The sequence below is a fragment of the Pseudomonas sp. KCJK8993 genome, from assembly GCF_046230915.1.
In the GTDB taxonomy this organism is placed as follows: domain Bacteria; phylum Pseudomonadota; class Gammaproteobacteria; order Pseudomonadales; family Pseudomonadaceae; genus Aquipseudomonas; species Aquipseudomonas piscis.
This window is the reverse complement of sequence record NZ_JBJJLO010000006.1, coordinates 21,485-45,510: the sequence shown is the minus strand read 5'-3', so window position 1 is coordinate 45,510 and position 24,026 is coordinate 21,485. Positions and strand designations below refer to the sequence as shown.

Sequence of the window (24,026 nt, the reverse complement as noted above, 5' to 3'; positions counted from 1 at the left end):
GTTCACCACACCAGGAGTTGCAGGCTGGTTTTCAGCGGTACGTTGATGCCCTGGGCCCCGCTCAAGTCGCTGCGGGTACCGGCCAGAGGATCATGCAACGTGGCGTTGGTCAGTCCAGGAACCTGCAGGCTGGAGCCGCTGGCGCTCCAGAACATCCACACATGGGAGCCATCGGGGCGGGTCCAGGCGATGCTGTAGAGATCGCCCGGGGCATTGGCCAGGGGCGGCGGATCGGCCGGGACCAGGCTGGGCCCGGTGGTCTCGAGGAAATACTTGAGGGCGGTGTAGACCGGCTTGGGGTCGCCGGCCAGGTCCACCAGGCCATAGGCCTGGTCGCGGTTGGTGGCCCGGGAGTCCAGGTCGCTCAGGTTGAACAGGAAGATCCGCTGGTAGTCCATGGCCGCCATCAGGGCCAGGCGCCGCAGGGTGTAGTCGGCCTGGCCGCTGGGGCCGATCATCGCCTGCATCTCGGGGACGCCGGTGGTATAGCTCGACCAGCCCCATTCGGTGGCCCAGACCTGTTGCACGCCCTTGCCGTGCAGGGCGCTGTTGAGGAAGTTGCCCCGGGCCAGGAAATCCTTGGCCGCCGGGTCATCGCCCTCGGGGTATTCGGAGTAGGGATGGTAGGCGGCGATCAGGTTGTCATTGCCCAGGCCCTGGACCAGCAGGTCCTCGAGCATCAGCCCGGGAGTGCTGCGCATCTGGCTGTAGTAGGCCATGCCGGCGGTGGCCACCGGTTTGTCCGGCAGGGCTGTACGGATGGCATTGCTGGTGGTGCCGAGCAACTGGTCGTAGGCGCTGGGATCTTCCTTGGGCAGCCAGACGATGTTCGGCTCGTTCCAGACCTGCCAGGTGTTCACCTGGGGATAGCGCTGGGCGAGCATCTTCATGCGCTGGGCGAAGACGTTGAAATCCTTGGGCGGGTACTGGTCGGAGGGCGGGGCTCCGGCTGGGACGTTGGCGGCGAAGGGCGCCGAACCGACCATGTAGGCGAGGATCTTGTAGTGGCGATCCTTCATGGCGTTCATCGCGCCATCCAGGGTGTCGAGCTGCAGCTGATTTTCCACGGGTTCGATCATCGCCCAGTGGATGGACAGGCGGACCCAGTTCAGGCCCAGGGCGTCGAGCCGGTCCATCTGCTTCTGGTACAGGCTGGGGGCAAAATACTGGAATTGCGCGTTGACCCCGAGGAAGTCCTTCCAGGTCACCGGTCGTGGTCCGCGCAGGGTGTTGTCGGCCAGGGCCGTGCAGGCCAGGGTGGCCAGCAGCACGAGCAGCAGGCCTGATCTACGTGGCATGGACATGGGCAGCTCCTGCGCAGGCATCGGCGAACACTCGGGCGAAGCGTTCGGCAGTTTGGCTCCAGGCCCGGCGCGCGCCGATCATCGCCGCGTGCTCGGCCCAGCGTTCCACCAGCTCCGGGCTGGCGCACAGGTGGCTGATCTCGGCGGCCAGGGCCGCGACATTGCCCTGGGGAAAGATCACGCCATTGCCCTGGGCGACTTCTTCGGCGAACGAACGAGCATCGGAGGTGATGGCCCCGCGACCGCAGGCCACGGCCCAGGACAGCGCTCCGCTGGTGCCGCGCAACTGCCCCAGGACCCTGAGCTTGCTCGATTCGCGGTACGGCAGGACCATCACATGGTGGTCCTGGATGACTCGGGGGATATCACCGGCCGGCAGGTCCAGCTGCCAGTCGATGCTGTCCTGCAGGTTCAGGCGCTGGATATGCTGGCGTAGCTGGTTCAGGTAGCTGCCGGCAGTGCCGAAGGCCATTTCCGGTTCGCTGCCTCCGGCCAGGGTCAAGCGCAGGCGCTGGCGCAGCTCCGGTTGCTGGGCGAAGACCATGGCCAGGGCATCCAGCAGGTCTTCGATGCCCTTGCCGCGATAGATGAAACCGAAGTACAGCAACCTAAGTGGCATCAGCGGCGGCAGCGGCCGGGCGGGGATCGCCAGGTTGCCATGGGGGATCACCACCATCTGCTCGGCCCGCAGGCCCATGCGCTGGCGCAGGCACTCGCCGCCGGCACGGGTCAGGGTGATCAGCCGGTTCAGGCGGCGGGCCAGCTGTTTTTCCTCGTACAGGCAGATCGGGTCGGCCAGCACCGTAGCCAGCTGTGGCAGCGGCGAGGGCAATCGAGCGGCCAGCGACAACGGCCAGGGCAGGGCGGCCCGGCGCCACACCAGGCGCTCGGGGTCATGCACGGTGGCGCTCAGGGGCAGGCTGGGGAAGCGTTGGCGCAAGGCCCTCAAGGCATGGAACTCGGCCAATCGGCCGCCGCCGAGCTCGGCGTGCACCAGGTCGATATCCTGCCAGTCGGCCTGGGCCACGCGCTCGATGGCACGCTGCGGGTCGTTGCCCAGGCCTTGTAGCGGGGTGCTGATCCGTATCCCTCGCTCGTGCAGGGCCGTGCGCAAATGCGCGGCGTAGTCGGCGATGCCGTTCTGCTCGGGAGGCATGGGGGCCAGCACGGCGATGTGCATCAGTGTGGGCTCCTGATCCGCGCCATGAAACTGAGCACGCTTTCCGGAATACCGAAGCGCCGGCGGTTGAGAATGATGCCATCGACCCGCTTGAAGGCGGTGTTGAGGATCGCCAGGGCGTTTTGCAGGATTGGCACGGTGGTGGTCTCGGCCTCGATGATCAAGGCGATCAGGTCGGCTTCGCGCAGGCTGACGAAGGCCTCCTGGTTGGAGAAGAAGCCCGAGGCCTCCAGCAGCACGATTTCACCGGGTTGCGCAGTGGAGGCGCCATTGACTCGCACGCTATGCCCACGCTCTTGCAACAGGTCGCGCAGGTGGCCGGTCACGAAGCTCACCCCTTCGCCATGGCGGGCCGAAGTCAGGCCGATCACCAGCCCTCGCTCGGCCACCTGTTTCAACGGCAGCACGCCATACAACCGGTACAGGCTGGCGGTGAAGGCGCTGTTGCGCTGCGGCAGGTGGCTGTCCAGGTCCTGCAGGCTGCTCCAGACCTTGACGCCGAAACGTTCCTCCAACTGGTCGGCATCGTGGATGCGCTGGTCCAGCAGGTAGAAGAAGTACAGGGCCAGCAGGCCCACCGCCAGGCTCAGGGGGATGGCGGCCAGCAGCATGGTCAGGCTCTTGGGGAAGATCCGGCTGGGCTGGAAGGTGGCGTCCTCGATGACCGCGATGTTGCTGATCTGGCTCTGGTCCAGCTCGCGGTCGATCCGGGCTTTCTCGGTGCTGTCGCTGTACAGGGCGAAGCTTTTCTCGGCGGCGCTGAGCTCGCGCTGCAAACGGGCCAGCTCAGGTTCCAGGTCCAGGGCATGGCGCCGGTCCTGTTCCAGCTTGAGCAGCTGGCTTTCCTGTTGGGCGGCCTGGGTTTTCAGGCGGCTGAGGCTGGCTTGCTGGTCGGCGAAGCTGTTCTGCAGGCGGGTGTAGACCGGGTTCGGCGCCAGGTTCTCGCTGCGCTGGACCGTGGCGTTTTCCGCCCGTAGCAGGGCCTGCAGGTTGGCGATCGCCGCATCCATGGCCCGGACCGGCGGGGCGCCTTCCTTGAAAGTACGGAGCATCTCCTGGCGCTCGATCTGCTTGGCGTTGATCCGCTGTTGCAGGTCTTGGCGGTCGGGGTTGAGGCTCATCTGGCGCCCGATGCTGATTTCTTTCTTCATGCTGTTGAGCTGCTGCTGGATGGTGTCCAGGCCGCTCTTGGTGGAGGCCACCGCACGGGTGGTATTGAGATGCTCGCCGCGCAAGTTGTTGAGGTTGCGCGAGATGTCGTTCAGGCGCTCTTCGATGCTCACCGCGCCCAGCTGGTTGAGGTAGTCGGCGATCTGTTTCTTGTAGCCGAGGATGCGCTGGTTGGTGCTGGTGCTCTCGGTTTCATAGAAGGCGTACAGGCTCTTGCGCCCCAGGGTCTGCGCGCGTTCCTGCTGGTACTGCTCGATCCAGCTCTTGACCACGGTCTGCGCCACTTGCGGATCGTTCCAGATGAAGCTCACTTCCATCACCGAAGAGCCGGCGGCGTGGGTCACGCTGAAGTTCTTCAGCATGCGCTCGGTCAGGCGTTCGACCGGGGTTTGCTTCTCCACCAGGCCCACCAGTTGCAGCAGCCCGCGAAACAGGTCGGCGATACCTTCGACGGCGCCCTTGAGGGCGTTCTTGATGGTGCCCAGTACGCCGCCGGGCTGGGGCTGGCGCGACAGGTCGTCGAGGTACTGCTGCGCCACCTTGCGGGCGATGGGCGCGCCGGTGAGGATGCGTTCCTCGTCGAGGATCGGATCACGCTGGGCGCTGGGGATCACCACCGCCTGGCGGTCGGAAATCTCGATGGGCAGGGTGCTGGTATCGCGGCCTGGCTTGACCAGCAGCAGGGCGGTGGACTCGAAGCGGTTGGGCAGCAGGAAGGCGCCCAGCACGATGATGATGAACGTCACCAGGACGGTGATCTTGACCTCGCGCTTGAAGATGAAGAACAGCCGCAGCAAATCGCGAAAGGAACGGATATTGATCATGTGTGCAGTCCTTGGCGATCAATTGGATTGGCGGTTGATTTCGTAGCTGGCCGAGACACCGATCGACTTGGTGAACGGGATCAGCTGGTTGAGGTACACATCCACCCATTCGATGCCGTTGCCGACGCTGGACTTGGGCACGAACACCACGTCGCCGCGCTGCAGCAGTACCGGTGCCGCCCCGGCGTTCCCGGCGATCATGAACTTGCGGTAGTCGAAGAAGTAAGTCTTGTAGCGCCCGTCCTCGCCTTCGCGCAGCAGGGCGATGTTGCGGCTGTCGCCCACCGACAGCAGCCCCCCGGCACCGACGATGGCCTGTTCCAGGGTGGTGGTGACGGTCACTGGCAGGGACGCCGGGTTGCGCACCGACCCGCCGACGAACACCGTGTTGCCCGGCGCCTGGTTGATGTTCACGGTCAGCGCGGAGTCCTGGTAGATGTTCTTCAGCTTGCTTTCCAGGACCTGGGTCAACTGCTCGGGGGTCAGCCCCGCCGCCTTGACCTGGCCGGCATAGGGATAGGAGAAGGTGCCGTCGTTGAGCACGGTGAACAACGTCAGCTCGTAGATCGAGTTGGCGGTGAAGGCCGAGATCGACGGCGCCTCGCCGGTATTGCGGACGATGCGCAGGGTATCTCCCGGACGGATGCGCTGCGGCGGCAGCGGCTTGCCAGCCAGGGCCTCGCCGGCCCGGTGGCCTTGCTCGAGGTCCTGTCCGGGAGGCAGTTCAACTTTCGCCGGTATGGAACAGGCGCACAGCATGAGAACACTGGAAATCAGCAGCAGTCTTTTCATCGGGCGGTCTTCCTGGCGTCGTGCATAGTCACAATTCCCTGTCGGGCCAGATTCGGCGGTAGAACGCGGTTTCAGGTCTTGGCAGGCTCGGCGGGAACCCGTCCATAAATATCGTTGAAGCGCACGATGTCGTCTTCGCCGAGGTATTCCCCGCTCTGCACCTCGATCATCACCAGGTCGATCACCCCGGGATTGACCAGACGGTGGGTACGACCGGGCTTGATGAAGGTCGATTCGTTGGTGTTGAGCAGGAATTCGTCCTCGCCATTGGTCACCCGGGCCATGCCGCTGACGACGATCCAGTGCTCGCTGCGATGGTGGTGCATCTGCAGCGACAACGAGGCGTCAGGCTTGACCATGATGCGCTTGATCTTGAAGCGTGGCCCTTCCTCGAGCACGGTATAGGTGCCCCAGGGCCGGGTCACGGTACGGTGCAGCTTGTAGGCGTCGTGGCCCAGGCGCTTGAGTTCCTGGGCGATCAGCTTGACGTCCTGGCTGCGCTTGCCGTCGGCCACCAGCAGGGCGTCGGGCGTGTCGATGATGATCAGGTTGTCCAGGCCGACCCCGCCCACCAGGCGCTTGCGCGAGTCGATGTAGCAGTTGCTCACGTCATGCAGCACGGTCTGGCCGCTGCACTGGTTGCCGTGTTCGTCGGCGGGGGTCAGTTCCCGCACCGCCTGCCACGAGCCGATATCGCTCCAGCCGAGCTGGCAGGGCACCACGGCGACTTTCTTCGAGCGCTCCATGACGGCGTAGTCGATGGAGATATCCGCGGCCTGGGCGAAGCTGTCGCCGTCCAGTTCCACTTGCAGTTCGTGCTTGCCCTCCTTGCGGTGGCTCAGCTCCAGGCAGCGTTCCACGGCGCTGACCACGTCGGGTACGAACTCCCGCAGCTCCTGGAGGATCGCATCGGCGCGCATGCAGAACATGCCGCCGTTCCACAGGTGCAGGCCGCCGTCGACATAACGCTGGGCCGTGGCGGCGTCGGGTTTCTCGATGAAGCGGCTGACCTGGAAGCTGTCATGGTTCAGGCCCTGGCCTTTCTCGATGTAGCCGAAGCCGGTTTCGGCATGGGTCGGCACTATGCCGAAGGTCACCAGCCAGCCTTGTTCGGCCAGTTGCCGGGCCCGGCTCACGGCGGCGGCGAACGCGGACAGGTCCTTGATCAGGTGATCGGCCGGCAGCACCAGCAACTGCGCGTCCTCGCCGTACAGGCGGCTGACGTGCAGGGCCGCGGCGGCGATGGCAGGCGCGGTGTTGCGGCCGAAGGGTTCGAGGATGAAGTCCAGGTCGACCCGCTTCTTGTTCAGCAGGCGGTAGTCATCCAGGGTACGGAAGAACACGTCGCGGTTGGTCACCGTCAGCAGGCGGCCGACGTCGTCCAGGGCCGTCGCGCGCTCGAAGGTCTTCTGCAGCAGGCTTTCGCCATCGGGCAGGCGCATGAAGGGTTTGGGCATTGCCTCGCGGGATACCGGCCACAGACGGGTGCCGGCACCGCCAGCGATGATGCAGGGAATGAGTGTGCTCATTCAGAAGGCCTCGCGGGTCATGATCACGGAGGGAACGGTGCGGAACAGGATGTACAGATCGAACCAGACCGACCAGTTTTCGATGTATTCCAGGTCGAATTCGACACGTTTCTCGATTTTCTCCAGGGTATCGGTTTCGCCCCGGTAGCCATTGATTTGCGCCAGCCCGGTGATTCCCGGCTTGACCCGGTGGCGCGAAGTGTATTCCTTGACCGCCTCTTCGAAGAGGATGCCGGCGGCCTTGGTGGCGGTGGCATGGGGGCGTGGGCCGACCATGGACATGCTGCCGCCGAACACGTTGAACAACTGCGGCAGTTCGTCGAGGCTGGTCTTGCGGATGAAGCGCCCGACCCGAGTGATGCGTGGATCGCCACGGGTGGTCTGCTTTTCGGCATTGGCATCGCTCATGTGCTGGTGCATGGAGCGGAACTTGTAGACCTGGATCAGACGGTTGTTGTAGCCGTAGCGCTTCTGCTTGAACAGCACCGGGCCCCTGGAGTCGAGCTTGATGGCCAGGGCCACCAGCAGCATCACCGGGGACAGCAGCACCAGGGCGATGCTCGAGAGGACCATGTCCTCCAGGCGCTTGAAGAACGGCGACCACCCCCGCAGCGGTACTTCGGAGGCGTTGAACATCGGCAGGTTGGCGACTTCGGTGATGCGGTTGTGCGCATGCCGGAAGGCCACCATGTCCGGCACCAGCAACACGTTCACCGGTAGCCTGCGCAGTTCGCGGATCACGTAGGCCATGCGGTTCTCCGCCGACCAGGGCAGGGCCACCAGCACCTGGGTGACCTTTTCCTCGCGGATCAGGCGTTCCAGATCGCTGGAGTTGCCCAGCAACGGCAGATTGCACAACACCTTGGGCAGGCGACCGATGCGATCATCGATGAAACCGGTGACCCCGGAGCGGATGTCCTGGTGCTGGGCCAGGTATTCGGCCAGGCGCTGGCCGTTCTCTGTGGCGCCCAGGATCACCGCGTTCTGCAGGAAGACGCCGCGTTGCATCAGTTGCTGGAACAGGGTCAGGAGGATCAGGCGCTCGATGCCGAACAGCACGAAACTGCCAAAGAACCAGGCCAGCAGACCGCGATTGTCGACGGCGTTGAACATCTGCATCGAGTGATGCATGAACAACAGTACGCAAAAGGAGGCCGACCAGGCGAACAGGGTCAGTTGGAAACGCAGCAAGTTGCTGAAGATGGATTCGGCGTAGACCCCCAGGGCCTGGAAGATCAGCACGCTGATGACGCCGAAGAACACCAGGATGGTCAGGTCGCTCTTCAGGGTGTTGGGCAGGTCGTTCGCCAGCAGGAGCAGCAAGAGTCCTGGAAGGATCGCGGTCATGCCGTGGACTACGCGGATACCGAACAGGAAGTACTCGACCATGCTGGGGCGAGTCAGTAACAGGCTGTCTACAGGTTGCAACCGCATAAGATCAATTCCCTCGACCCAAGGCACACCGGTTGACTGGAAGAACCGGCCACATCTTCGAGCATTCACTTCGCATCCCAGGAGCCCTGCTCGAGGTGCTCCACGCCACTGCCGGCCTGGTCGCGTTTCACCGGGGGGCAGGCGCTATCCATGGCGGGGCGGAGCTCCCGATGCCGATCGACCCGTTGTCGAGCCTGCTCATCCAGATGACTTGGCTGAGTAAAGCTCATGAAACAGAAGCTTGCGAATTGAAAACAGCCAAGCGATGAAAGATCTTTTTTTGCGTGCCCTTTATCTCCCTTGCAGCCTGATAAAAGGCGTGCGAAGCCTGTTGCCGGCAAAAAATAATGATGGGCGACAGATCTTTTCCTCGACGGCCAGGGTCCACATTTTCCGCAGCTATTGAACACGGGAGGCATGACCAATGAGTGAACACAAGGCGTTGTTGATCCTGCACGGCAAGCAGGCACTCAACGAAGAGCTGCGGGCTGCGGTCCAGGCCAGGCGTGCGGCGGGCTGGGAGTTGGCGGTGCGCCTGACGTGGGAGGCTGGGGATGCCCAGCGCCTGGTGGGGGAGGCGCTGGACGCCGGTTACCGGCAACTGATCGCCGGTGGTGGCGATGGGACGTTGCGCGATGTCGCCCAGGCCTTGGCCGAAGCCTCGCAGCCGGCCAGCCTGGTGCTGCTGCCTCTGGGAACGGCCAATGATTTCGCGCGGGCGGCCGGCGTGCCACTGGATCCAGCGGCGGCCCTGGACTTGCTGGATGTTCCAGCCCGCCCGGTGGATCTGGGGGTGGTCGGCGGGCAGGTTTTCCTGAACATGGCCACCGGCGGTTTCGGCAGCCAGGTCACGGCCAATACCTCGGAGGACCTGAAGAAGGTCCTGGGCGGCGTCGCCTACCTGTTCACCGGGCTGTCACGGTTTGCCGAGTTGAGCGCCGCCTATGGCGAGTTGCAAGGGCCGGATTTCCATTGGCATGGTGAACTGCTGGCCCTGGGCATCGGCAACGGTCGCCAGGCGGGCGGCGGCCATGAACTCTGTCCCCAGGCGCTGGCCGATGACGGTCTGCTCGACGTCAGTATCCTGCCGGCGCCCCAGGAGCTGGTGGGCACCCTGAAGAACCTGCTGGCCGGGGGGATGGCGATCGACAAGCTGTTCGTTCGCACCCGCCTGCCCTGGGTCGAGATAAAGGCCTCGCGGGGGCTGGATATCAACCTCGACGGCGAGCCCCTGCAAGGCGACCGGCTGCGCTTCGAAGTCTGGCCCGCGGCCTTGCAGGTGCATCTGCCTGCCGATTCACCGCTGTTGGGCGGCGCTGGTTGACTCAGTCGTCGAGGCTGATGATGCGCTCGCGTACGGCGAACAGCACCAGCCCTGCGACGTCGAAGATCTGCAGGCGCTTCATGATCTGGGAGCGATGGGTTTCCACGGTCTTGATGCTCAGGCCTAACCCCTGGGCGATTTCCCGGGTGGACTTGCCGCGCACGATCAGGCGCAGGATCTCCAACTGGCGGGCTGTCAGGTTGTGGTTGTCCCTCGGCGGCGGCTGGGACTTCTGGTTGCGGGTCAAGGCCTGGGTGATGACGGTATGGGCGATAGCCGGGCTCAGGTAGCGCTCGTCGTTGCGCAGCGCTTCGAGGGCGTGTTCCAGTTCAGTGGCAGAGGTGTCCTTGAGCAGGTAGCCGTGGGCTCCGGACTCCAGCGCCTGCATGATCAGCGTCGGGTCGGTGTGCATCGACAAGATCAACACCTTGCTGTGCGGGTGGGTGGCCTTTAGCTGTCGCAGGGCCTCCAGGCCGCCGGTGTGCTTCATCGACAGGTCCAGGAGGACGATGTGCGGTCGCAGTTTCTCGACCATTTCCAACAGGTGTGCACCATCGTCGGCCTCACCGATCACGGCATATCCAGGGATATCCATGACCAGGGCACGCACGCCAGCCCTGATGAGCGAGTGGTCATCCACCAAAAGTAAATTACAGGTCAATGTAGAACCTTATTCGTGCTGGCCCGTTCCAGGGTGCGAGGGGCCCAGGGAAAGAGTGCTTCGATCTGGGTGCCCTGGTCGGTCTCGCTGGTGACCTTGAGGAACCCGCCCAGTTGGTTGATTCGTTCTTGCATCCCGGCCATGCCACGTTGGCCCTGGGCGCCGGGGTTGGCGGCAGGGGAAAACCCCTGGCCGTCATCGCTGATGAACAACGACAGGCCTTCGGGCAGGCGTTGCAGGCGCACCAGCAGGTTGTGCGCCCGGGCATGCCTAAGGGTATTGGTCACCGCTTCCTGGGTGATACGGAATGCCGCGACGGCCATTTCTTCCGGGATACCCGACAAGCGTTGGTGGCATTCCAGGCTCCAGTGCACCGAGGTGTTTTCCAGGGTCTTGAGCAGGTGGGCGCGCAGGCTCGCCTCCAGGCCCAGGCTGGTCAATTGCCGAGGGTTGAGGATGGCGGAAACGTCGCGGACCTTGGTCAGGGTCTCTTCCAGGGTGGTGCCGAGCAGGGCGAAATGCTCCTGCAGGTCTTCCGGTTGGCGACGCTTGAGCCAGTCGGCCTGAAGCTTGGCGGCCGTCAACAACTGGCCGATATCATCGTGCAATTCACGGCTGAGCCGGTGACGTTCGTTTTCCTTGACCTGCAGCAGGCGTTCGGCGAGTTCCTGGGGCTGGAAGCGGATGGACTTGCGCGAGTAGCCGTACTGCCCCCAGACGCAGGCCAGCGCCGCCATGTTGAGGAACACCAGGATCAGCGGCAGGGAATCCCCGAGGCAATAGACTAGTACGGTGCCCGCTGCCGAGCCAGAGCACAGCAACAGGCTGAGCCAGCGCAGGTGATCATGGGAGGGCGGCCAGGAGAAAAGTGACTTGAGACTGGCGTACATGACGGATGGAGCCAATGAATGTTCGCTGCGAAGAGCTTGGTCAGGAATGGATGGCCAGGCTTGTTTGAGAAACGGTGCTATTTGAATATCCGCTTGCAATCAACTCTGCCCGTATCTCTGCTATAGGCTCGATAGTGGTTGTCGACATTGGAGTCAATAGGCCATTAAGTCTGTCCATTAATGCGCCGCATAATACCACCGAAGATACTGCTGGTCGCGCCAAAGTGCCTGGGCATATATGTCCCGAAGGTCAGGAAAGCCATGGCCGATCACTTCTGTCCCGGGTTGCCGGGGGGATATTGCGAGCAATGAATCCGGGATAATCCGCTGCTGCGCGTACACGCAAGTCCCCGGGACAATCAATGCCGGGTTGGACGCAAGTTGAAATTGTTTTAGTAGCTTATGTCGTTCTTGGGTATGTGCTGTTCAATAACGACAGGCAATTGGATAGTTAGCCGCCTACTTATTTATCTTGTGCAGCTTGGCCATCGTCGTTCGATGTTCTCTATCCGGCACCTGGTGGTTAGTGCAACTTCAGTGCCGGCAAGATGGGTGCGAGCAGGTGCAGTTCTGCGATACCTGGTCGGCCAGTTCCTCGATCAGCATCAGTTGTTCGCTGTCATCCATGTTGAGCTGGCCATCGCGCGGGTCGATCAGTTCCAGTTGCCAGGCCATCAGCGTCAGGCAGCTCTTGAGTGCCTCGAGGATCTGGTCGTTGAGGTCCAGCGGATGCTGGGGCCGCTTGAGCAGACCATGGATGTGCTGGGAAAACTCCGAGAGTGGGCTGATGGCATGATGTGCCGCGCACTGTGCCAGGCGTTGCAGGGTCACGAGCAGGCAATTGATGGCTTCTTCATCGTTCCTGATCAAGTGCAGGTGGCTCAGGCAGTCTTCCGATTTGGCCAGTAGGGTCTGGGCTTCAAGCAGGAATTCGGGCAGGGGCGTGGTGCACTCATGGCCGTCCTTTAGCATGCTTATCTCCATGACTTCGTTTCCGATGGCGGGATAGGGCGTAGGCTGAACGGTTTCAATTTGGCAGGCGTTTTGGGAGTTTGAATATTAGTCAAGTCTGGCGTTTTTTCAGCAGTCGCAACCGGGCGCGATGAAGGACTTTCATCGTGTGCCGCTGGCAGCCGGATACCGTTCACAGCAAAGCGGCGCCTGGCCGCTGGGGTTCTGTGAGCAGGGGCATTTCGGCTTGAAAGGGGGCCGGGCCACCCTTTTGCGATCAAAAACAAAAGCCTGACTCCATTCATGCAATGAGAATGGCGTCACATTAATGGCTATTGGATATTGCGAATATCAGGCTGGTCCTGATTGTTGATAGGGGAATCCCTTAGGCAGGGGAACCTTCCGTCGAGATAGAGGTCTCGGCGGCGCAGCAGCAGTGCTGCTGAATTGACCGCCGCAGTAAAGCATGATGTTAATGTGACATCAATGGCTTTGTGTGGCAATTTGCACACGGGTCAAGATACGGCGTACCTGGCCGATATCTGTATTTAGTGAATTCATCAGTACAGCCCAGGAGTCATTAATGGCCGGCATTCTCGACACGGTAGATCAACGCACGCAACTGGTGGGTGAGAATCGACTGGAAATCCTCATGTTCCGCCTGGCCGGTCGACAGCTGTTCGCGATCAACGTCTTCAAGGTCCAGGAAGTCCTGCAACTGCCGAAACTGACCCTGATGCCCCAGCGCCATCCATTCGTCTGCGGCGTGGTCAACCTGCGGGGCCAGACCCTGCCGGTGATCGACCTGTCCCAGGCCATCGGCATGCGTCCGCTGGTACCCGGGCCCAACAGCACCATCATCGTCACCGAGTACAACCGCTCGGTGCAGGCGTTCCTGGTGGGCGGTGTGGACCGCATCGTCAACATGAACTGGGAAGCCATCATGCCGCCGCCCTCCAGCGCCGGCCGCCAGCACTACCTGACCGCCATCAGCAAGGTCGATGACCAGTTGGTGGAAGTCATCGACGTCGAGAAGGTGCTGGCCGAGATCGTGCCGTACAACGCCAAGGTTTCCCGCGACAAGCTCGACGACCCGCTGCTGGCCCGTGCCCGTGGTCGCGAGGTGCTGCTGGTGGACGACTCCAACGTGGCCCTGTCGCAGCTGCGCGATACCCTGGGCCAGCTGGGAGTGAAAATGCACATCGCCAGCGACGGCCTCAAGGCCCTGAAGATGCTCAAGGCCTGGGCCGACACCGGGGCCGAGATGACCGAGAAGCTGCTGATGGTGTTCACCGACGCCGAGATGCCGGAGATGGACGGCTATCGCCTGACCACCGAGATCCGCAACGACCCACGCCTGCGCGGGCTCTACGTGGTGCTGCACACCTCGCTGTCGGGCAGCTTCAACGAGTCCATGGTCAAGAAGGTCGGCTGCGACAACTTCCTCTCCAAGTTCCAGCCCGACAAGCTGGTGGATGTAGTGCGCCAGCGCCTGCTGCTGGACGAAGTCGACGCCTGAGCCCGGGTGCCAGCGCCATGGATCTTTGTTTCACCGGGGCGCTGGTATAGGGTGGGCGTTTTTCCCCCGTAGGGAGCAAGACATGCGTCTTAGCGCGCTTTATCGATATCCGTTGAAATCCGCCAGGGGCGAAACCCTGCAACAGATCGGCCTGGACAAGCTCGGCCTCGAGGGGGACCGCCGCTGGATGCTGGTGGATGAGGCCAGCGGGCGTTTCCTGACCCAGCGTGCCGTGGGACGCATGAGCCAGCTCTCGGCGCTGTGCAATGCCCAGGGCGGCCTGACTCTCAGCGCCCCAGGCCTGGCCTCGTTGGAAGTGGCACTACCGGATGAGACGGCGGCCTTGCGTGGCGTGACCATCTGGCAAGACACCTTGCGGGTTCCCGATGCCGGCGACGAGGCCGGAGCCTGGGTCAGCGAGTTCATCGGCAAACCCACGCGCCTGGTGCAGGTCCCGCTGGAGCGGGCGCGGACCACCGCCGCCGGTTATGGCAAGGATGATGACCAGGTGGCCTTCGCCGACGGTTTTCCCCTGCTACTGATCGGCCAGGCGTCCCTGGACGACCTGGCGAGCCGGGTTGGCCGGCCTCTGGAGATGCTGCGGTTCCGGCCCAACCTGGTGGTCGAGGGGGGCGAAGCGTTCGCCGAGGACAGCTGGAAGCGGGTGCGTATCGGCGATATAGAGTTCCGCGTGGTCAAGCCCTGCTCGCGCTGCATCCTCACCACCATCGATCCGCAGACGGGCGAGCGCAGTCCTGATCGTGAGCCCCTGGCGACCTTGCAAAAGTACCGGGCCCGGGAGGATGGGGCGATGTTCGGCCAGAACCTGGTCAACGATGGGATTGGCCAGTTGCAGGTGGGCATGCCGGTGACCGTCCTCGAATAGCCTTCGTGGCGAAAAAAATGCCCGTCCCCTGGTGGGGGGACGGGCATTTTTCATGCGTTGGTGAAAGCCGGGCGAGGGATCAGCCGCGGTATTCGCACAGGTAGGCAGTGTCTACTGCGACCTTGAGCTGGAACTTGCTGTTGGCCGGTACGTTGAAGTGGCTGCCGGCAGAGAAGGTCTGCCACTCGTCGCTGCCTGGCAGCTTGACGGTCAGGGCGCCGGAAACCACATGCATGATTTCCCGTTGCGCGGTGCCGAATTCGTATTCGCCCGGGGCCATGACGCCAATGGTGGCAGGACCTTCGGCCGTGCCGAAGGCAATCGACTTGACGGTGCCGTCGAAGTACTCGTTGACTTTAAACATGGGCGATTCCTCAAGAATGGGTCAAAAAGGCCGGCCAGTATGCACAACCCCCGAAGGGCCGTCACCTGCCGCCATCAAGCAAGCACCAGCGGCAGCAGGCGCGCGGTATTGCGGGCATCTTCCAGGGCTCGATGCTGCTGGCCATTGAACTGCATCCCGGCCAGTTGCAAGGCGGTATTCAGCCCCGGGGGGCGTTCCAGGCGCCGGGCCTTGGCGAAGCGTTGCTTGAGATTCATGTGCGGTACATCGACGAGCAAGCTGCGCAGCTGCTGGTTGTGCCATTCCTGCTGCAATTGCTTGCGATCGTAGTCGCCCCAGCTGGCCCAGCCTTCCAGGCGCGGTCGATGCTGGGCCAACCAGCGCTCGAACAGGGGCCAGACCTCGCTCAAGGGTGCGGCGCCGTCGATATTGGCCTGGGTGATATGGGTCAGCTCGCGGCAGAACGGCGTCAGCATCGGGCGCCTCACGGGCCGGACGAAACGCTGGAAGTGGTCCTGTTCCCGACCCTCTCGGTTGACCAGGGTAGCGCCGATCTCGATGATTTCCATCTCGCTCACCGGCCAGCCCCCTTCATCGGTCGTGGCTTCCAGATCTATTACCAGCCAGTGGGGCATCACGAATTCCAGCCTTCAACCATCTCGATGACGCTTGAGCGTAGCCAAAGCCTGGGATTCCGCCTAGGGGGAGCGCCGGGCGGAGCCCGATCCGCACTGACGCCGATGGGCCTGCCGGGTTATTCCACCTCCAGCAGCACCTGGCGGTTCTTCACCTGGTCGCCGAGGCCGACCTGGACCCGGGTGATCGTCCCGTCGATCCCGGCCTTGAGCGGATGCTCCATCTTCATCGCTTCCAGCACCAACAACAGCTGGCCCTTGCTGACGCGCATGCCCTCGCTTACCAGCACGTCGACGATAGCGCCATCCATCGGCGCCTTGAGCGTCCCCGAATGGGCGCCCGATGGGCTCTGGACCGGGGCATGGGTCCGGTCCTGCAGGTGCAGGCTGCCTTGTTGGCTGTGCAGCCAGAGTTCCTGGTTTTCCAGGTGATAGGCGCAGTGCCGGCGGATGCCGCCAACCTCCAGGATGGCCCGGCGTCCGTCGGCGCTGCAGACCTTCAGCTCCACTAACTGCCCTGCCTGCCGGACCTGCACCTGGCCTGCGGTCCCCGGGCTCAGTTGCAAGGACCACTGCCGTTGCTCCTGCCCCAGGCAATAGTGCAGCGCTACACCGGCGTTGTTGCGCCAGGCGGCGAGCGGCCCGGCATGGGCCTTGGCGCCATGGTGATGAAACAGCGCGGCGGCGATGGCCAGTTCCTCGTGGCCGGGAAGCTGCGGTTGCAGGCTCGGATCCTCGGCAAAGTGTTCGGCGATGAATGCCGTGCTGAACCGGCCGCTGGCGAACACCGGGTGCCCGAGCAGGTTGGCCAGCAGGCGCCGGTTGCTTTCCAGGCCCAGCAACACGCAATCCTCGACGCCGCGCAGCAGCTTGCGCCGGGCTTCCTCGCGGGTGGCACCGTGGGCGATCAGCTTGCCCAGCATCGGGTCATAGAAGGGGCTGATCCACTGGCCTTCCTGTACGCCATGATCGGTGCGGATGCCCGGCGCTGGCTCCCAGCGCAGCACCTGGCCGGTCTGGGGCAGAAAACCCTGGGCCGGGTCCTCAGCATACAGGCGCACTTCGATGGCGTGGCCGGACAAGCGCACCTGTTCCTGCTTCAGCGGTAGTGGCTCGCCGGCAGCCACCTGCAGTTGCAGGGCCACCAGGTCCAGGCCGGTGACCAGTTCGGTGACCGGGTGCTCCACCTGCAGGCGGGTGTTCATTTCCAGGAAGTAGAAGTGCCCCCGGGCATCGAGCAGGAACTCCACGGTGCCGGCGCCAACATAGTCCACGGCCCGTCCGGCCTTGAGCGCCGCTTCGCCCATGGCCTGGCGTAGTTCTTGGGTCATGACCGGGCAGGGCGCCTCCTCGACGACCTTCTGGTGGCGGCGCTGGATCGAACAGTCGCGCTCGCCGAGGTAGATCAACTGCCCGTGATGGTCGCCGAAGACCTGGATCTCCACGTGGCGCGGCTCGACCAGCGCTTGTTCCAGGATCAGCTCGTCGCTGCCGAAGGCGTGCAGCGCCTCGGAGCGCGCGGTCCTGATCTGCTCCAGCAGTTGCCCGGGTTCCTGCACCAGGCGCATGCCGCGCCCACCGCCACCGGCACTGGCCTTGATCATCAACGGATAACCGATGCGCTGGGCTTCGCGCTGCAAGGTGGCATCGTCTTGCTCTTCGCCCTGGTAGCCCTGGATGCAGGGCACGCCGGCCTCGAGCATGGCGATCTTCGAGCGGCGCTTGCTGCCCATCAGCTCGATGGCCGCGGGGCTGGGGCCGATGAAGGTGATGCCGGCGGTCTCGCAAGCCGCGGCGAACTCGGCGTTCTCCGAAAGAAAGCCGTAGCCGGTATGGATGGCATCGGCACCGCTGCGCCGGGCCGCATCGAGGATTGCGGCACTGTCCAGGTAGGACTGCCGGACCGGCGCGGGGCCTATGCGCACGGCTTCGTCCGCCATGCGCACATGGGGCGCCTCGGCGTCGGCGTCGCTGAATACGGCGACGGTGCGATAGCCCAGCTGCTGGGCGGTGCGCTGGATCCGGCAGGCGATTTCGCCACGGTTGGCGATCAGGATCTTGGTGAACGCGGGCATCGTAGGCTTCCTGTGTCTGTGTGGGGCGTCAGCCGGCCCAGGACGGTTGGCGTTTCTGCACGAAGGCCAGGGTGCCTTCGGTGCCTTCCTCGCCGCTGACGGCCTGGGCGAAGTCGTCGGCGGCCTGGTCCAGCAGCGACCCCAGGGGCTGGTCAACGCTGGCCAGCAGCAGGGCCTTGGTCCGTGCATTGGCCCCGGGGGCGCAGCGCAGGACCTGCGCCAGTTGCTGCTCCAGGCGCTCCTGCCGCGCCGTGGCATCGTTCTCGACGAAGTGCACCAGGCCCAGTTGCCGGGCCTGTTCGCCATCGAAGCGGGCGGCGGTCAGCGCCAGGCGCCGGGCCTGGGTCAGGCCGATGCGCCGGACCACGAACGGGGCGATCTGCGCCGGCAGCAGGCCGAGGCTGGTTTCCGGCATGCCGAACTGCGCCGAGTGCTCGGCGATGGCGATATCGCTGACGCAGGCCAGGCCAAAGCCGCCGCCGAGCACCGCGCCCTGCAGTACGCAGACCAGCACCTGGGGGATGTTCTGCGCTTCTTCGAGCAACGCCCCGAAGGCCCGGTTCAATTCACGGTAGGCCGCATTGCCCCGGGCCCGGGCGCCGGCCATGTCCTTGAGGTCGCCACCGGCGCAAAAGTGTCCGCCGGCGCCTTGCAGCACCAGGGCCCGGATGCTGCGGCGCTCGCTCACGGCGGCCAGCACCGCGCGCAATTCCGCCACCATCTCGAGGCTCATGGCGTTGCGATTCTCGGGGCGGTTGAAGGTGATGAACAGCACGCCGTCGCGTGATTCCAGCAACAGGGTCTGGCAACTCGGCAACAGGCTCATTTTTTCTTCCCGGGCAGGATGCCCATGAGTTTGCAGATGATCCCCAGCATGATTTCGTCGGCACCGCCGCCGATGGACACCAGGCGCACATCGCGATAGGCCCGGGCCACCGGGTTGTCCCACATGAAGCCCATCCCGCCCCAGTATTGCAGGCAGCTGTCGCTGACCTCGCGACCCAGGCGCCCGGCCTTGAGCTTGGCCATGGAGGCCAGGCGGGTCACGTCCTGGCCGCGCACGTATTGTTCGGTGGCCTGGTACACCAGGGCCCGCAGGCACTCGATTTCGCTGGACAGCTCGGCCAGGCGGAAATGAATCACCTGGTTGTCGATCAGCGGGTTGCCGAAGGTCTTGCGCTCCTTGCAGTACTCGATGGTGCTGTCGATGCAGTACTCCAGGCCCTTGATCATGTTCGCCGCGCCGAACAGCCGCTCTTCCTGGAATTGCAGCATCTGCATCATGAACCCGGCGCCTTCGTGGCCGATGCGGTTGCGCTGGGGCACCCGCACGTTGTCGAAGAACACCTGGGCGGTTTCCGAGCTGCGCATGCCGAGCTTGTCCAGAGGCGGACTGAGGCTGATGCCGGGGGTGTTCATCGGCACCATGATCAGCGACTTGTTGACGTGGGGCTTGTCGTCCGAGGTATTGGCCAGCAGGCAGATGAAATCGGCGCTGGGGGAGTTGGTGATCCACATCTTGCTGCCATTGATCACGTAGTCATCGCCGTCCTTGCGGGCGTGGGTCTTGAGCCCGGCCACATCGGAGCCGGCCCCGACCTCGGAAACGCCGATGCAGCCCACCTGCTCGCCGCTGATGGCCGGGCGCAGGAATTCCTCGCGCAGCTCGTCGGAGCCGAAGCGCGCCAGGGCCGGGGTGCACATATCGGTCTGCACGCCGATGGACATGGGAATCCCGCCGCAGCGGATGGTGCCGAACTCCTCGGCGGCAACGATCGAGTAGCTGTAGTCCAGGCCCATGCCGCCGAACTTCTCTGGCTTGGAGATGCCCAGCAGGCCCAGCTCGCCGGCCTTGCGGAAAATCTCGTGGATGGGGAAGCGTCCGGCTTCTTCCCATTCATCGACATGGGGGTTGATCTCGCGCTCGACAAAATGGCGCACCGTGCGCCGCAGTTCTTCGTGTTCCTGGGTGAAGATCATTGTTGTTGTCCTTCTCAAGTTGAGTGACGTCACCAGCGGATCTTTTTGTCCCGCTACCTGCGGGCCGTTCTGCGCGATCAGAACCGCGCCACGCCAAAGCTGTTGGGTTGCAGCGGGCGCACCTGGGCCTCATGGCAGATGTCCAGCAGCAGACCCAGCAAGGTGCGCGTGTCACGCGGGTCGATCAGGCCGTCGTCCCACAGGTTGGCGCTGCCGTACAGTGCGGTGGACTGGCTGTCGAGCTTCTGCGCGGTGGCCTGCTCCAGCATGTCGAGCATCTTCGGGTCGGCCTCCTGGCCGTTCTTGGCGTGCTTGGCCTCGGTGACGATGCGCAGCACCTTGCCGGCCTGGGCACCGCCCATCACCGCGGTGCGGCTGTTGGGCCAGGCAAAGATGAAGCGCGGGTCCAGGCCGCGGCCGCACATCGCATAGTTGCCGGCGCCGTAGGAACCGCCGACCACGATGGTCAGTTTCGGCACCCGGGCGTTGGCCACCGCCTGGATCAGCTTCGAGCCGTGCTTGATCACCCCTTGCTGCTCGGATTCGGTGCCGACCATGAAACCGGTGGTGTTGTGGAAGAACAGCAGCGGTGTCTGGCTCTGGTCGCAAAGCTGGATGAACTGCGCGGCCTTGCTCGCGCCCTGGGGTGTGATCGGGCCGTTGTTGCCGATGAAACCGCAGGCCCGGCCCTGGATCTGCAGGTGACCGCAGAGGGTCTGGGCATCGAACTCGCCCTTGAACTCCAGGAACTGCGAGCCGTCCGCCAGGCGCGCGACGATTTCCCGGGCGTCGTAGGGTTTCTTCGGGTCGTCGGGAACCAGCCCCAGCAGTTCCTCTATCGGGTACAGCGGTTCGCTCCAGGTCCTGGGCGGCTGTGCCGGCAGTTGGGCATTCCAGGGCAACAGGCTGACGATCTCGCGGACGATGCGGATGCCGTCGGCATCGTTTTCCGCCAGGTATTCGGCGGTACCGGCAACCTGGGCATGCATTTCGGCGCCGCCGAGCTGTTCGTCGGTGGCCACTTCGCCAGTGGCGGCCTTGAGCAAGGGCGGCCCGGCGAGAAACAGCTTGGCCTTGCCGCGCACCACTACCACGTAGTCCGACAGCCCGGGCTGGTAGGCGCCGCCGGCGGTGGCCGAGCCATGCACCACGGTGATCTGCGGCAGGCCCATGGCCGACATCCGCGCCTGGTTGGCGAAGCTGCGTGCGCCCTCGACGAAGATCTGCGCCGCGTAGTTGAGGTTGGCGCCGCCGCTTTCGGCCAGGGTCACCACCGGCAGCTTGTTCTCCATGGCGATCTGTTGCAGGCGCAGGGATTTGTACAGGCCGCTGGGGGAAATGGTGCCGCCCTTGATCGCGCTGTTGTTGGCCGCCACCAGCACGCGCACCCCGCAGACGTAGCCGATACCGGCGATCAGGCCGCCGCCGGCCTGGCTGCCGTCCTTGTCGTCGTGCAGCTTGTAGCCTGCCAGGCCGGCCAGTTCGAGGAACGGTGCGCCCGGGTCCAGCAGTAGGTTGAGGCGTTCCCGGGGTAGCAACTGCCCGCGCTGTTCAAACTTGGCCTTGGCCTCGGCGGCCTTGTCCAACTGGTGTTGCTGGATATCGCGCAGTTGTTGCAGGCCGGCCAGCATGGCCGCTTGGTTCTGGGCGAACTGCGGGCTGTGAGGATCGAGCTGGGAGTGGATCACCGGCATGGCTTATTCCTCGCCCTTGAGCACATCGGGTAGGTAGGCCCGATGAAAACCGTTGTACGAGTGGCTGTTGCGCGCCTTGCCCAGGGGCCAGGCGCGGCTGCCGAGGCTGGCGGCGCCGTCGATGCGCAAGGTGCTGCCGCTGATGAAGGCCGCGCCGGGGCTGAGCAGGAACACGATGGCCGCGCTGACTTCCGATTCGCTGCCGATGCGCTTGAGCGGCACATGCTCGCGCAGGGTGGGAATCACCGCCTTGAAGGCGCCTTCATAGGTGTCCATGCCGCTGGAAGCGATCCAGCCCGGGGCCACGGCGTTGACCCGCACCCCGGCATGCCCCCATTCGTAGGCGGCGGTCTTGGTGAAGTTGTCCATCCCCGAGCGCGCAGCGCCGGAATGGCCCATGCCGGGCATGCCGCCCCACATGTCGGCGAGCATGTTGACGATGCTGCCGCCGTGCTGGCTCATGGACTGGTTGAACACTTCCCGGGCCATGAGGAAACCGCCCACCAGGTTGGTGCGCAGCACGGTCTCGAAGCCCTTCTGGTTGATCGAGGCCAGGGGCGCCGGGTACTGGCCGCCGGCGTTGTTCACCAGGCCGTGGATCGGACCAAAGCGCTCGATCAGCTCACCGACCAGGGCCTTGACCGCCTCCTCGTCGCGAATGTCGCAAGCCCGCCAATCCACCAACCCACCGTCCTCGGCGATCTCGCCGGCGACCTGCTGGAGTTTTTCCGCCTTGCGCCCCACCAGCAGCACCCGGGCGCCCAGGGCCGCCAGCTCATGGGCGGTGCAACGGCCGATGCCACTGCCGCCGCCGGTGACGAGGATGGTCTGGCCGGCAAACAATTGCGCTTTGAAGATCGAGTCGTACACCACGGCAGCTCCTTAATTGACGGCGTCGGCGATGCGCTGGGGCACCGGGATCTGGATTTCCAGCAGTTGCTGGGCGAAGGCCTTGCCCTGGGGGTCGATGCGCAGGCTGGCGACGCCACCGCCGCCCAGGGCGTTTTCCAGGAGGAAGTTGAGGCTATGGGTGCCCGGCAGGTACCAGCGCTGGACCCGGCCATGGACCGGGTCCAGCACATGGCTCATCCAGTCCACCAGGACTTCCGGGGCCAGGGCCTCGGCGATCCACGGCAGGTAGTCCGGGTGGCGGGCCATGACCCCGATGTTGCTGTGGTTGCCCTTGTCGCCGGAGCGGGCCACGGCCAGCTTGACCAGGGGCACGCTGGCATCGGCCTGGCCCCGGGGCCTGGGCAATGGGTGGGGAACGGGCAGGGTGCCTGGGTCCAGCGGCTCGGGCCCCGGCAGGGCGCAGGCATGGCGCTGGCCGGCGAAGTCGATTTCCAGGTGGCAGCGGTCCTTGTCCAGCAGGAAGGAGAACAGGCGGATCACCGGGTACACCGTCGGTCGTCCGCCGACGATGCCGGTCAGTCCCGGGGCCATGCCGGTGGCGGCCTGGGCGATTTCCCGGGAGAACAGCACCAGGGCCGCTTTGCTCGGATGGCGCACGGCCAGCTTGATCACCACTTCGCGGCTGTCCTGGCGCTGGCCGTGGGGGCCATAGGTGGCCTCGCTGCCCAGCAGTTCGATGTTCACTTCGCTGTAGGGGCCCCAGCCACGCTGGCTGAACATCTCGCTGGTCTTGTCGATGATCGCCTGGCTCACCCGACGCGCCTTGGCCACCGCGTCGATGCCGGCCAGCAGGCAACTGGCGGTGCAGCGGAAACCGTCCGGATAGGTGGCACTGACCTTGTATTGATGGCTGGGGGGCATGCCCCGGGCGCCCTGGACGCTGACTCGGTCGGCCGCTTCCTGACGCAATTGCACCTGGGAAAAATCGCAGGTCACGTCCGGCAGCAGGTAGGCCTGGGGGTTGCCGATCTCATACAGCAGTTGCTCGCCCACCGTCAGCGGGCTGACCAGGCCGCCCGTGCCCGGTGCCTTGCTCACCACGAAACGGCCGTCGGCCTGGACTTCCACCACGGGGAAACCGATGTGCTCGTAGTCCGGCACGTCGCGCCAGTCGGTGAAGTTGCCGCCGGTGCACTGCGCGCCGCACTCGATGATGTGCCCGGCCAGGGCGGCCTGGGCCAGGCGGTCGTAGTCCTGCCAGGACCAGGCGAACTCGTGCACCAGGGCGGCGCTGACCACGGCGCTGTCGACCCCGCGCCCGGTGATGACGATGTCGGCCCCCAGTTCCAGGGCGGCGACTATTCCCGGGGCGCCGAGATAGGCGTTGGTGGAGACGCACAGGGGCGGTAGTGGGGCGCCGGTGAACATTTCCACGATACCGGCGCCGGCCAGCTCCTTGAGCTGTGGTTGCAGGTCGTCGCCCAGCAGCACGGCGACCTTCAGCGGCACCCCGGCCTTGGCGCAGGCGGCGCGCAGGGCGTCGGCGCAGGCTTGGGGATTGACCCCGCCGGCATTGCTGATGACGCGGATGTTCTGGGCGTGGATCGAGTCCAGCAGCGGCGTGAGTACTTCGACGAAGTCCGTGGCGTAGCCCGCCGCCGGATCCTTCATGCGGGCCCCGGCCATGATCGACAGGGTGATCTCGGCCAAATAGTCGAACACCAGGTAGTCCAGGCGGGCGCCTTGCACCAGTTGCGCGGCGGCGCTGCTGGTGTCGCCCCAGAAGGCGCTGGCACAGCCGATTCGTATGGTCTTGGTCATGGCGGGGCTCTCGAGAAAAGAACTGCACGGAGGCTACCAAGCAAGCGCTTGGTTTGTAAATGCCCTGGTCTATTCTTCTACCCAAGCGCTTGCTTGGGGGCGGTGGGGAGCTTAAATTGCGCGCGCCATGCCCGGTTTTACCGGGGCCGGCGCCAGAGCTAT

20 protein-coding genes are annotated in these 24,026 nt (G+C 64.4%); 3 read left to right on the top strand and 17 right to left on the bottom strand.

All coding sequences use genetic code 11. The annotated features are described in order from the left end of the window. Positions 1 to 2 precede the first annotated feature (2 nt). The 6 genes from ACK6AU_RS03635 to ACK6AU_RS03610 all read right to left on the bottom strand — a co-directional run bounded on the left by ACK6AU_RS03635 (position 3) and on the right by ACK6AU_RS03610 (position 8,233). Complete coding sequence (locus tag ACK6AU_RS03635; protein ID WP_409297788.1) at positions 3 to 1,304, bottom strand: cellulase family glycosylhydrolase; 1,302 nt, start codon at positions 1,302 to 1,304, stop codon at positions 3 to 5. Next, positions 1,288 to 2,484 carry a glycosyltransferase gene (locus tag ACK6AU_RS03630; RefSeq protein ID WP_409297786.1) on the bottom strand — a complete coding sequence of 399 codons (1,197 nt, stop codon included), beginning with the start codon at positions 2,482 to 2,484 and terminating at the stop codon, positions 1,288 to 1,290. Before ACK6AU_RS03630 ends, ACK6AU_RS03635 begins: the two co-directional genes overlap by 17 nt. Next, complete coding sequence (locus tag ACK6AU_RS03625; RefSeq protein ID WP_185700989.1) at positions 2,484 to 4,478, bottom strand: GumC family protein; 1,995 nt, start codon at positions 4,476 to 4,478, stop codon at positions 2,484 to 2,486. The genes ACK6AU_RS03630 and ACK6AU_RS03625 overlap by 1 nt, the downstream gene beginning before the upstream one ends. 18 nt (positions 4,479 to 4,496) lie before the next feature. Continuing rightward, positions 4,497 to 5,270 carry a polysaccharide biosynthesis/export family protein gene (locus ACK6AU_RS03620; protein ID WP_185700990.1) on the bottom strand — a complete coding sequence of 258 codons (774 nt, stop codon included), beginning with the start codon at positions 5,268 to 5,270 and terminating at the stop codon, positions 4,497 to 4,499. Between the two features lie 71 nt (positions 5,271 to 5,341). Further along, on the bottom strand, positions 5,342 to 6,799 hold the full coding sequence (locus tag ACK6AU_RS03615; protein ID WP_185700991.1) for a mannose-1-phosphate guanylyltransferase/mannose-6-phosphate isomerase: 1,458 nt from the start codon (positions 6,797 to 6,799) through the stop codon (positions 5,342 to 5,344). Continuing rightward, entirely contained in the window at positions 6,800 to 8,233 is a 1,434-nt protein-coding gene (locus ACK6AU_RS03610; RefSeq protein WP_409297783.1) for an undecaprenyl-phosphate glucose phosphotransferase, read from the bottom strand. A gap of 424 nt (positions 8,234 to 8,657) precedes the next feature. Here ACK6AU_RS03610 and yegS point away from each other — a divergent pair, with 424 nt between their 5' ends. Then, on the top strand, positions 8,658 to 9,557 hold the full coding sequence (yegS, locus tag ACK6AU_RS03605; protein ID WP_409297781.1) for a lipid kinase YegS: 900 nt from the start codon (positions 8,658 to 8,660) through the stop codon (positions 9,555 to 9,557). A 1-nt stretch (position 9,558) separates the two neighbouring features. On the opposite strand, the gene ACK6AU_RS03600 is transcribed toward yegS, so the two are convergent. The 3 genes from ACK6AU_RS03600 to ACK6AU_RS03590 form a co-directional block, all read right to left on the bottom strand. Then, positions 9,559 to 10,218, bottom strand: coding sequence for a response regulator transcription factor (locus ACK6AU_RS03600; RefSeq protein WP_185700994.1), 660 nt, complete (start codon positions 10,216 to 10,218; stop codon positions 9,559 to 9,561). Continuing rightward, complete coding sequence (locus ACK6AU_RS03595; protein ID WP_185701043.1) at positions 10,215 to 11,108, bottom strand: sensor histidine kinase; 894 nt, start codon at positions 11,106 to 11,108, stop codon at positions 10,215 to 10,217. Before ACK6AU_RS03595 ends, ACK6AU_RS03600 begins: the two co-directional genes overlap by 4 nt. A 534-nt stretch (positions 11,109 to 11,642) precedes the next feature. Next, positions 11,643 to 12,080, bottom strand: a complete 438-nt coding sequence (locus tag ACK6AU_RS03590; protein ID WP_185700995.1) for a hypothetical protein — start codon at positions 12,078 to 12,080, stop codon at positions 11,643 to 11,645. Positions 12,081 to 12,642: 562 nt separating this feature from the next. On the opposite strand from ACK6AU_RS03590, the gene ACK6AU_RS03585 reads away from it, so the two are divergent. Beyond that, positions 12,643 to 13,578: a chemotaxis protein CheV gene (locus ACK6AU_RS03585; protein ID WP_409297778.1), complete on the top strand. Its 936-nt coding sequence runs from the start codon at positions 12,643 to 12,645 to the stop codon at positions 13,576 to 13,578. Between the two features lie 82 nt (positions 13,579 to 13,660). Further along, entirely contained in the window at positions 13,661 to 14,464 is an 804-nt protein-coding gene (locus ACK6AU_RS03580) for an MOSC domain-containing protein (RefSeq protein WP_185700997.1), read from the top strand. Positions 14,465 to 14,543: 79 nt separating this feature from the next. On the opposite strand, the gene ACK6AU_RS03575 is transcribed toward ACK6AU_RS03580, so the two are convergent. The 8 genes from ACK6AU_RS03575 to ACK6AU_RS03540 all read right to left on the bottom strand — a co-directional run bounded on the left by ACK6AU_RS03575 (position 14,544) and on the right by ACK6AU_RS03540 (position 23,864). After that, positions 14,544 to 14,828 (bottom strand): pyrimidine/purine nucleoside phosphorylase, encoded by a 285-nt coding sequence (locus ACK6AU_RS03575; RefSeq protein WP_185700998.1) that lies wholly within the window; start codon positions 14,826 to 14,828, stop codon positions 14,544 to 14,546. Between the two features lie 74 nt (positions 14,829 to 14,902). After that, positions 14,903 to 15,442, bottom strand: a complete 540-nt coding sequence (locus tag ACK6AU_RS03570; RefSeq protein ID WP_185700999.1) for an exonuclease domain-containing protein — start codon at positions 15,440 to 15,442, stop codon at positions 14,903 to 14,905. A 119-nt stretch (positions 15,443 to 15,561) separates the two neighbouring features. Then, positions 15,562 to 17,517: an acetyl/propionyl/methylcrotonyl-CoA carboxylase subunit alpha gene (locus tag ACK6AU_RS03565; protein ID WP_409297775.1), complete on the bottom strand. Its 1,956-nt coding sequence runs from the start codon at positions 17,515 to 17,517 to the stop codon at positions 15,562 to 15,564. A 28-nt stretch (positions 17,518 to 17,545) separates the two neighbouring features. Beyond that, the gene (locus ACK6AU_RS03560) at positions 17,546 to 18,343 is read right to left on the bottom strand and encodes an enoyl-CoA hydratase/isomerase family protein (protein WP_185701001.1); all 798 of its coding nucleotides are present in this window, start codon (positions 18,341 to 18,343) and stop codon (positions 17,546 to 17,548) included. After that, positions 18,340 to 19,497, bottom strand: a complete 1,158-nt coding sequence (atuD, locus tag ACK6AU_RS03555; protein WP_185701002.1) for a citronellyl-CoA dehydrogenase — start codon at positions 19,495 to 19,497, stop codon at positions 18,340 to 18,342. Before atuD ends, ACK6AU_RS03560 begins: the two co-directional genes overlap by 4 nt. 77 nt (positions 19,498 to 19,574) lie before the next feature. Further along, a complete protein-coding gene (gene atuC, locus ACK6AU_RS03550) occupies positions 19,575 to 21,191 on the bottom strand; it encodes a geranyl-CoA carboxylase subunit beta (protein ID WP_185701003.1) in 1,617 nt (538 codons plus the stop codon). A 3-nt stretch (positions 21,192 to 21,194) separates the two neighbouring features. Continuing rightward, positions 21,195 to 22,064, bottom strand: a complete 870-nt coding sequence (locus tag ACK6AU_RS03545; protein ID WP_409297771.1) for an SDR family oxidoreductase — start codon at positions 22,062 to 22,064, stop codon at positions 21,195 to 21,197. Between the two features lie 9 nt (positions 22,065 to 22,073). Beyond that, complete coding sequence (locus ACK6AU_RS03540) at positions 22,074 to 23,864, bottom strand: acyclic terpene utilization AtuA family protein (RefSeq protein ID WP_409297769.1); 1,791 nt, start codon at positions 23,862 to 23,864, stop codon at positions 22,074 to 22,076. Between the last annotated feature and the right edge of the window lie 162 nt (positions 23,865 to 24,026).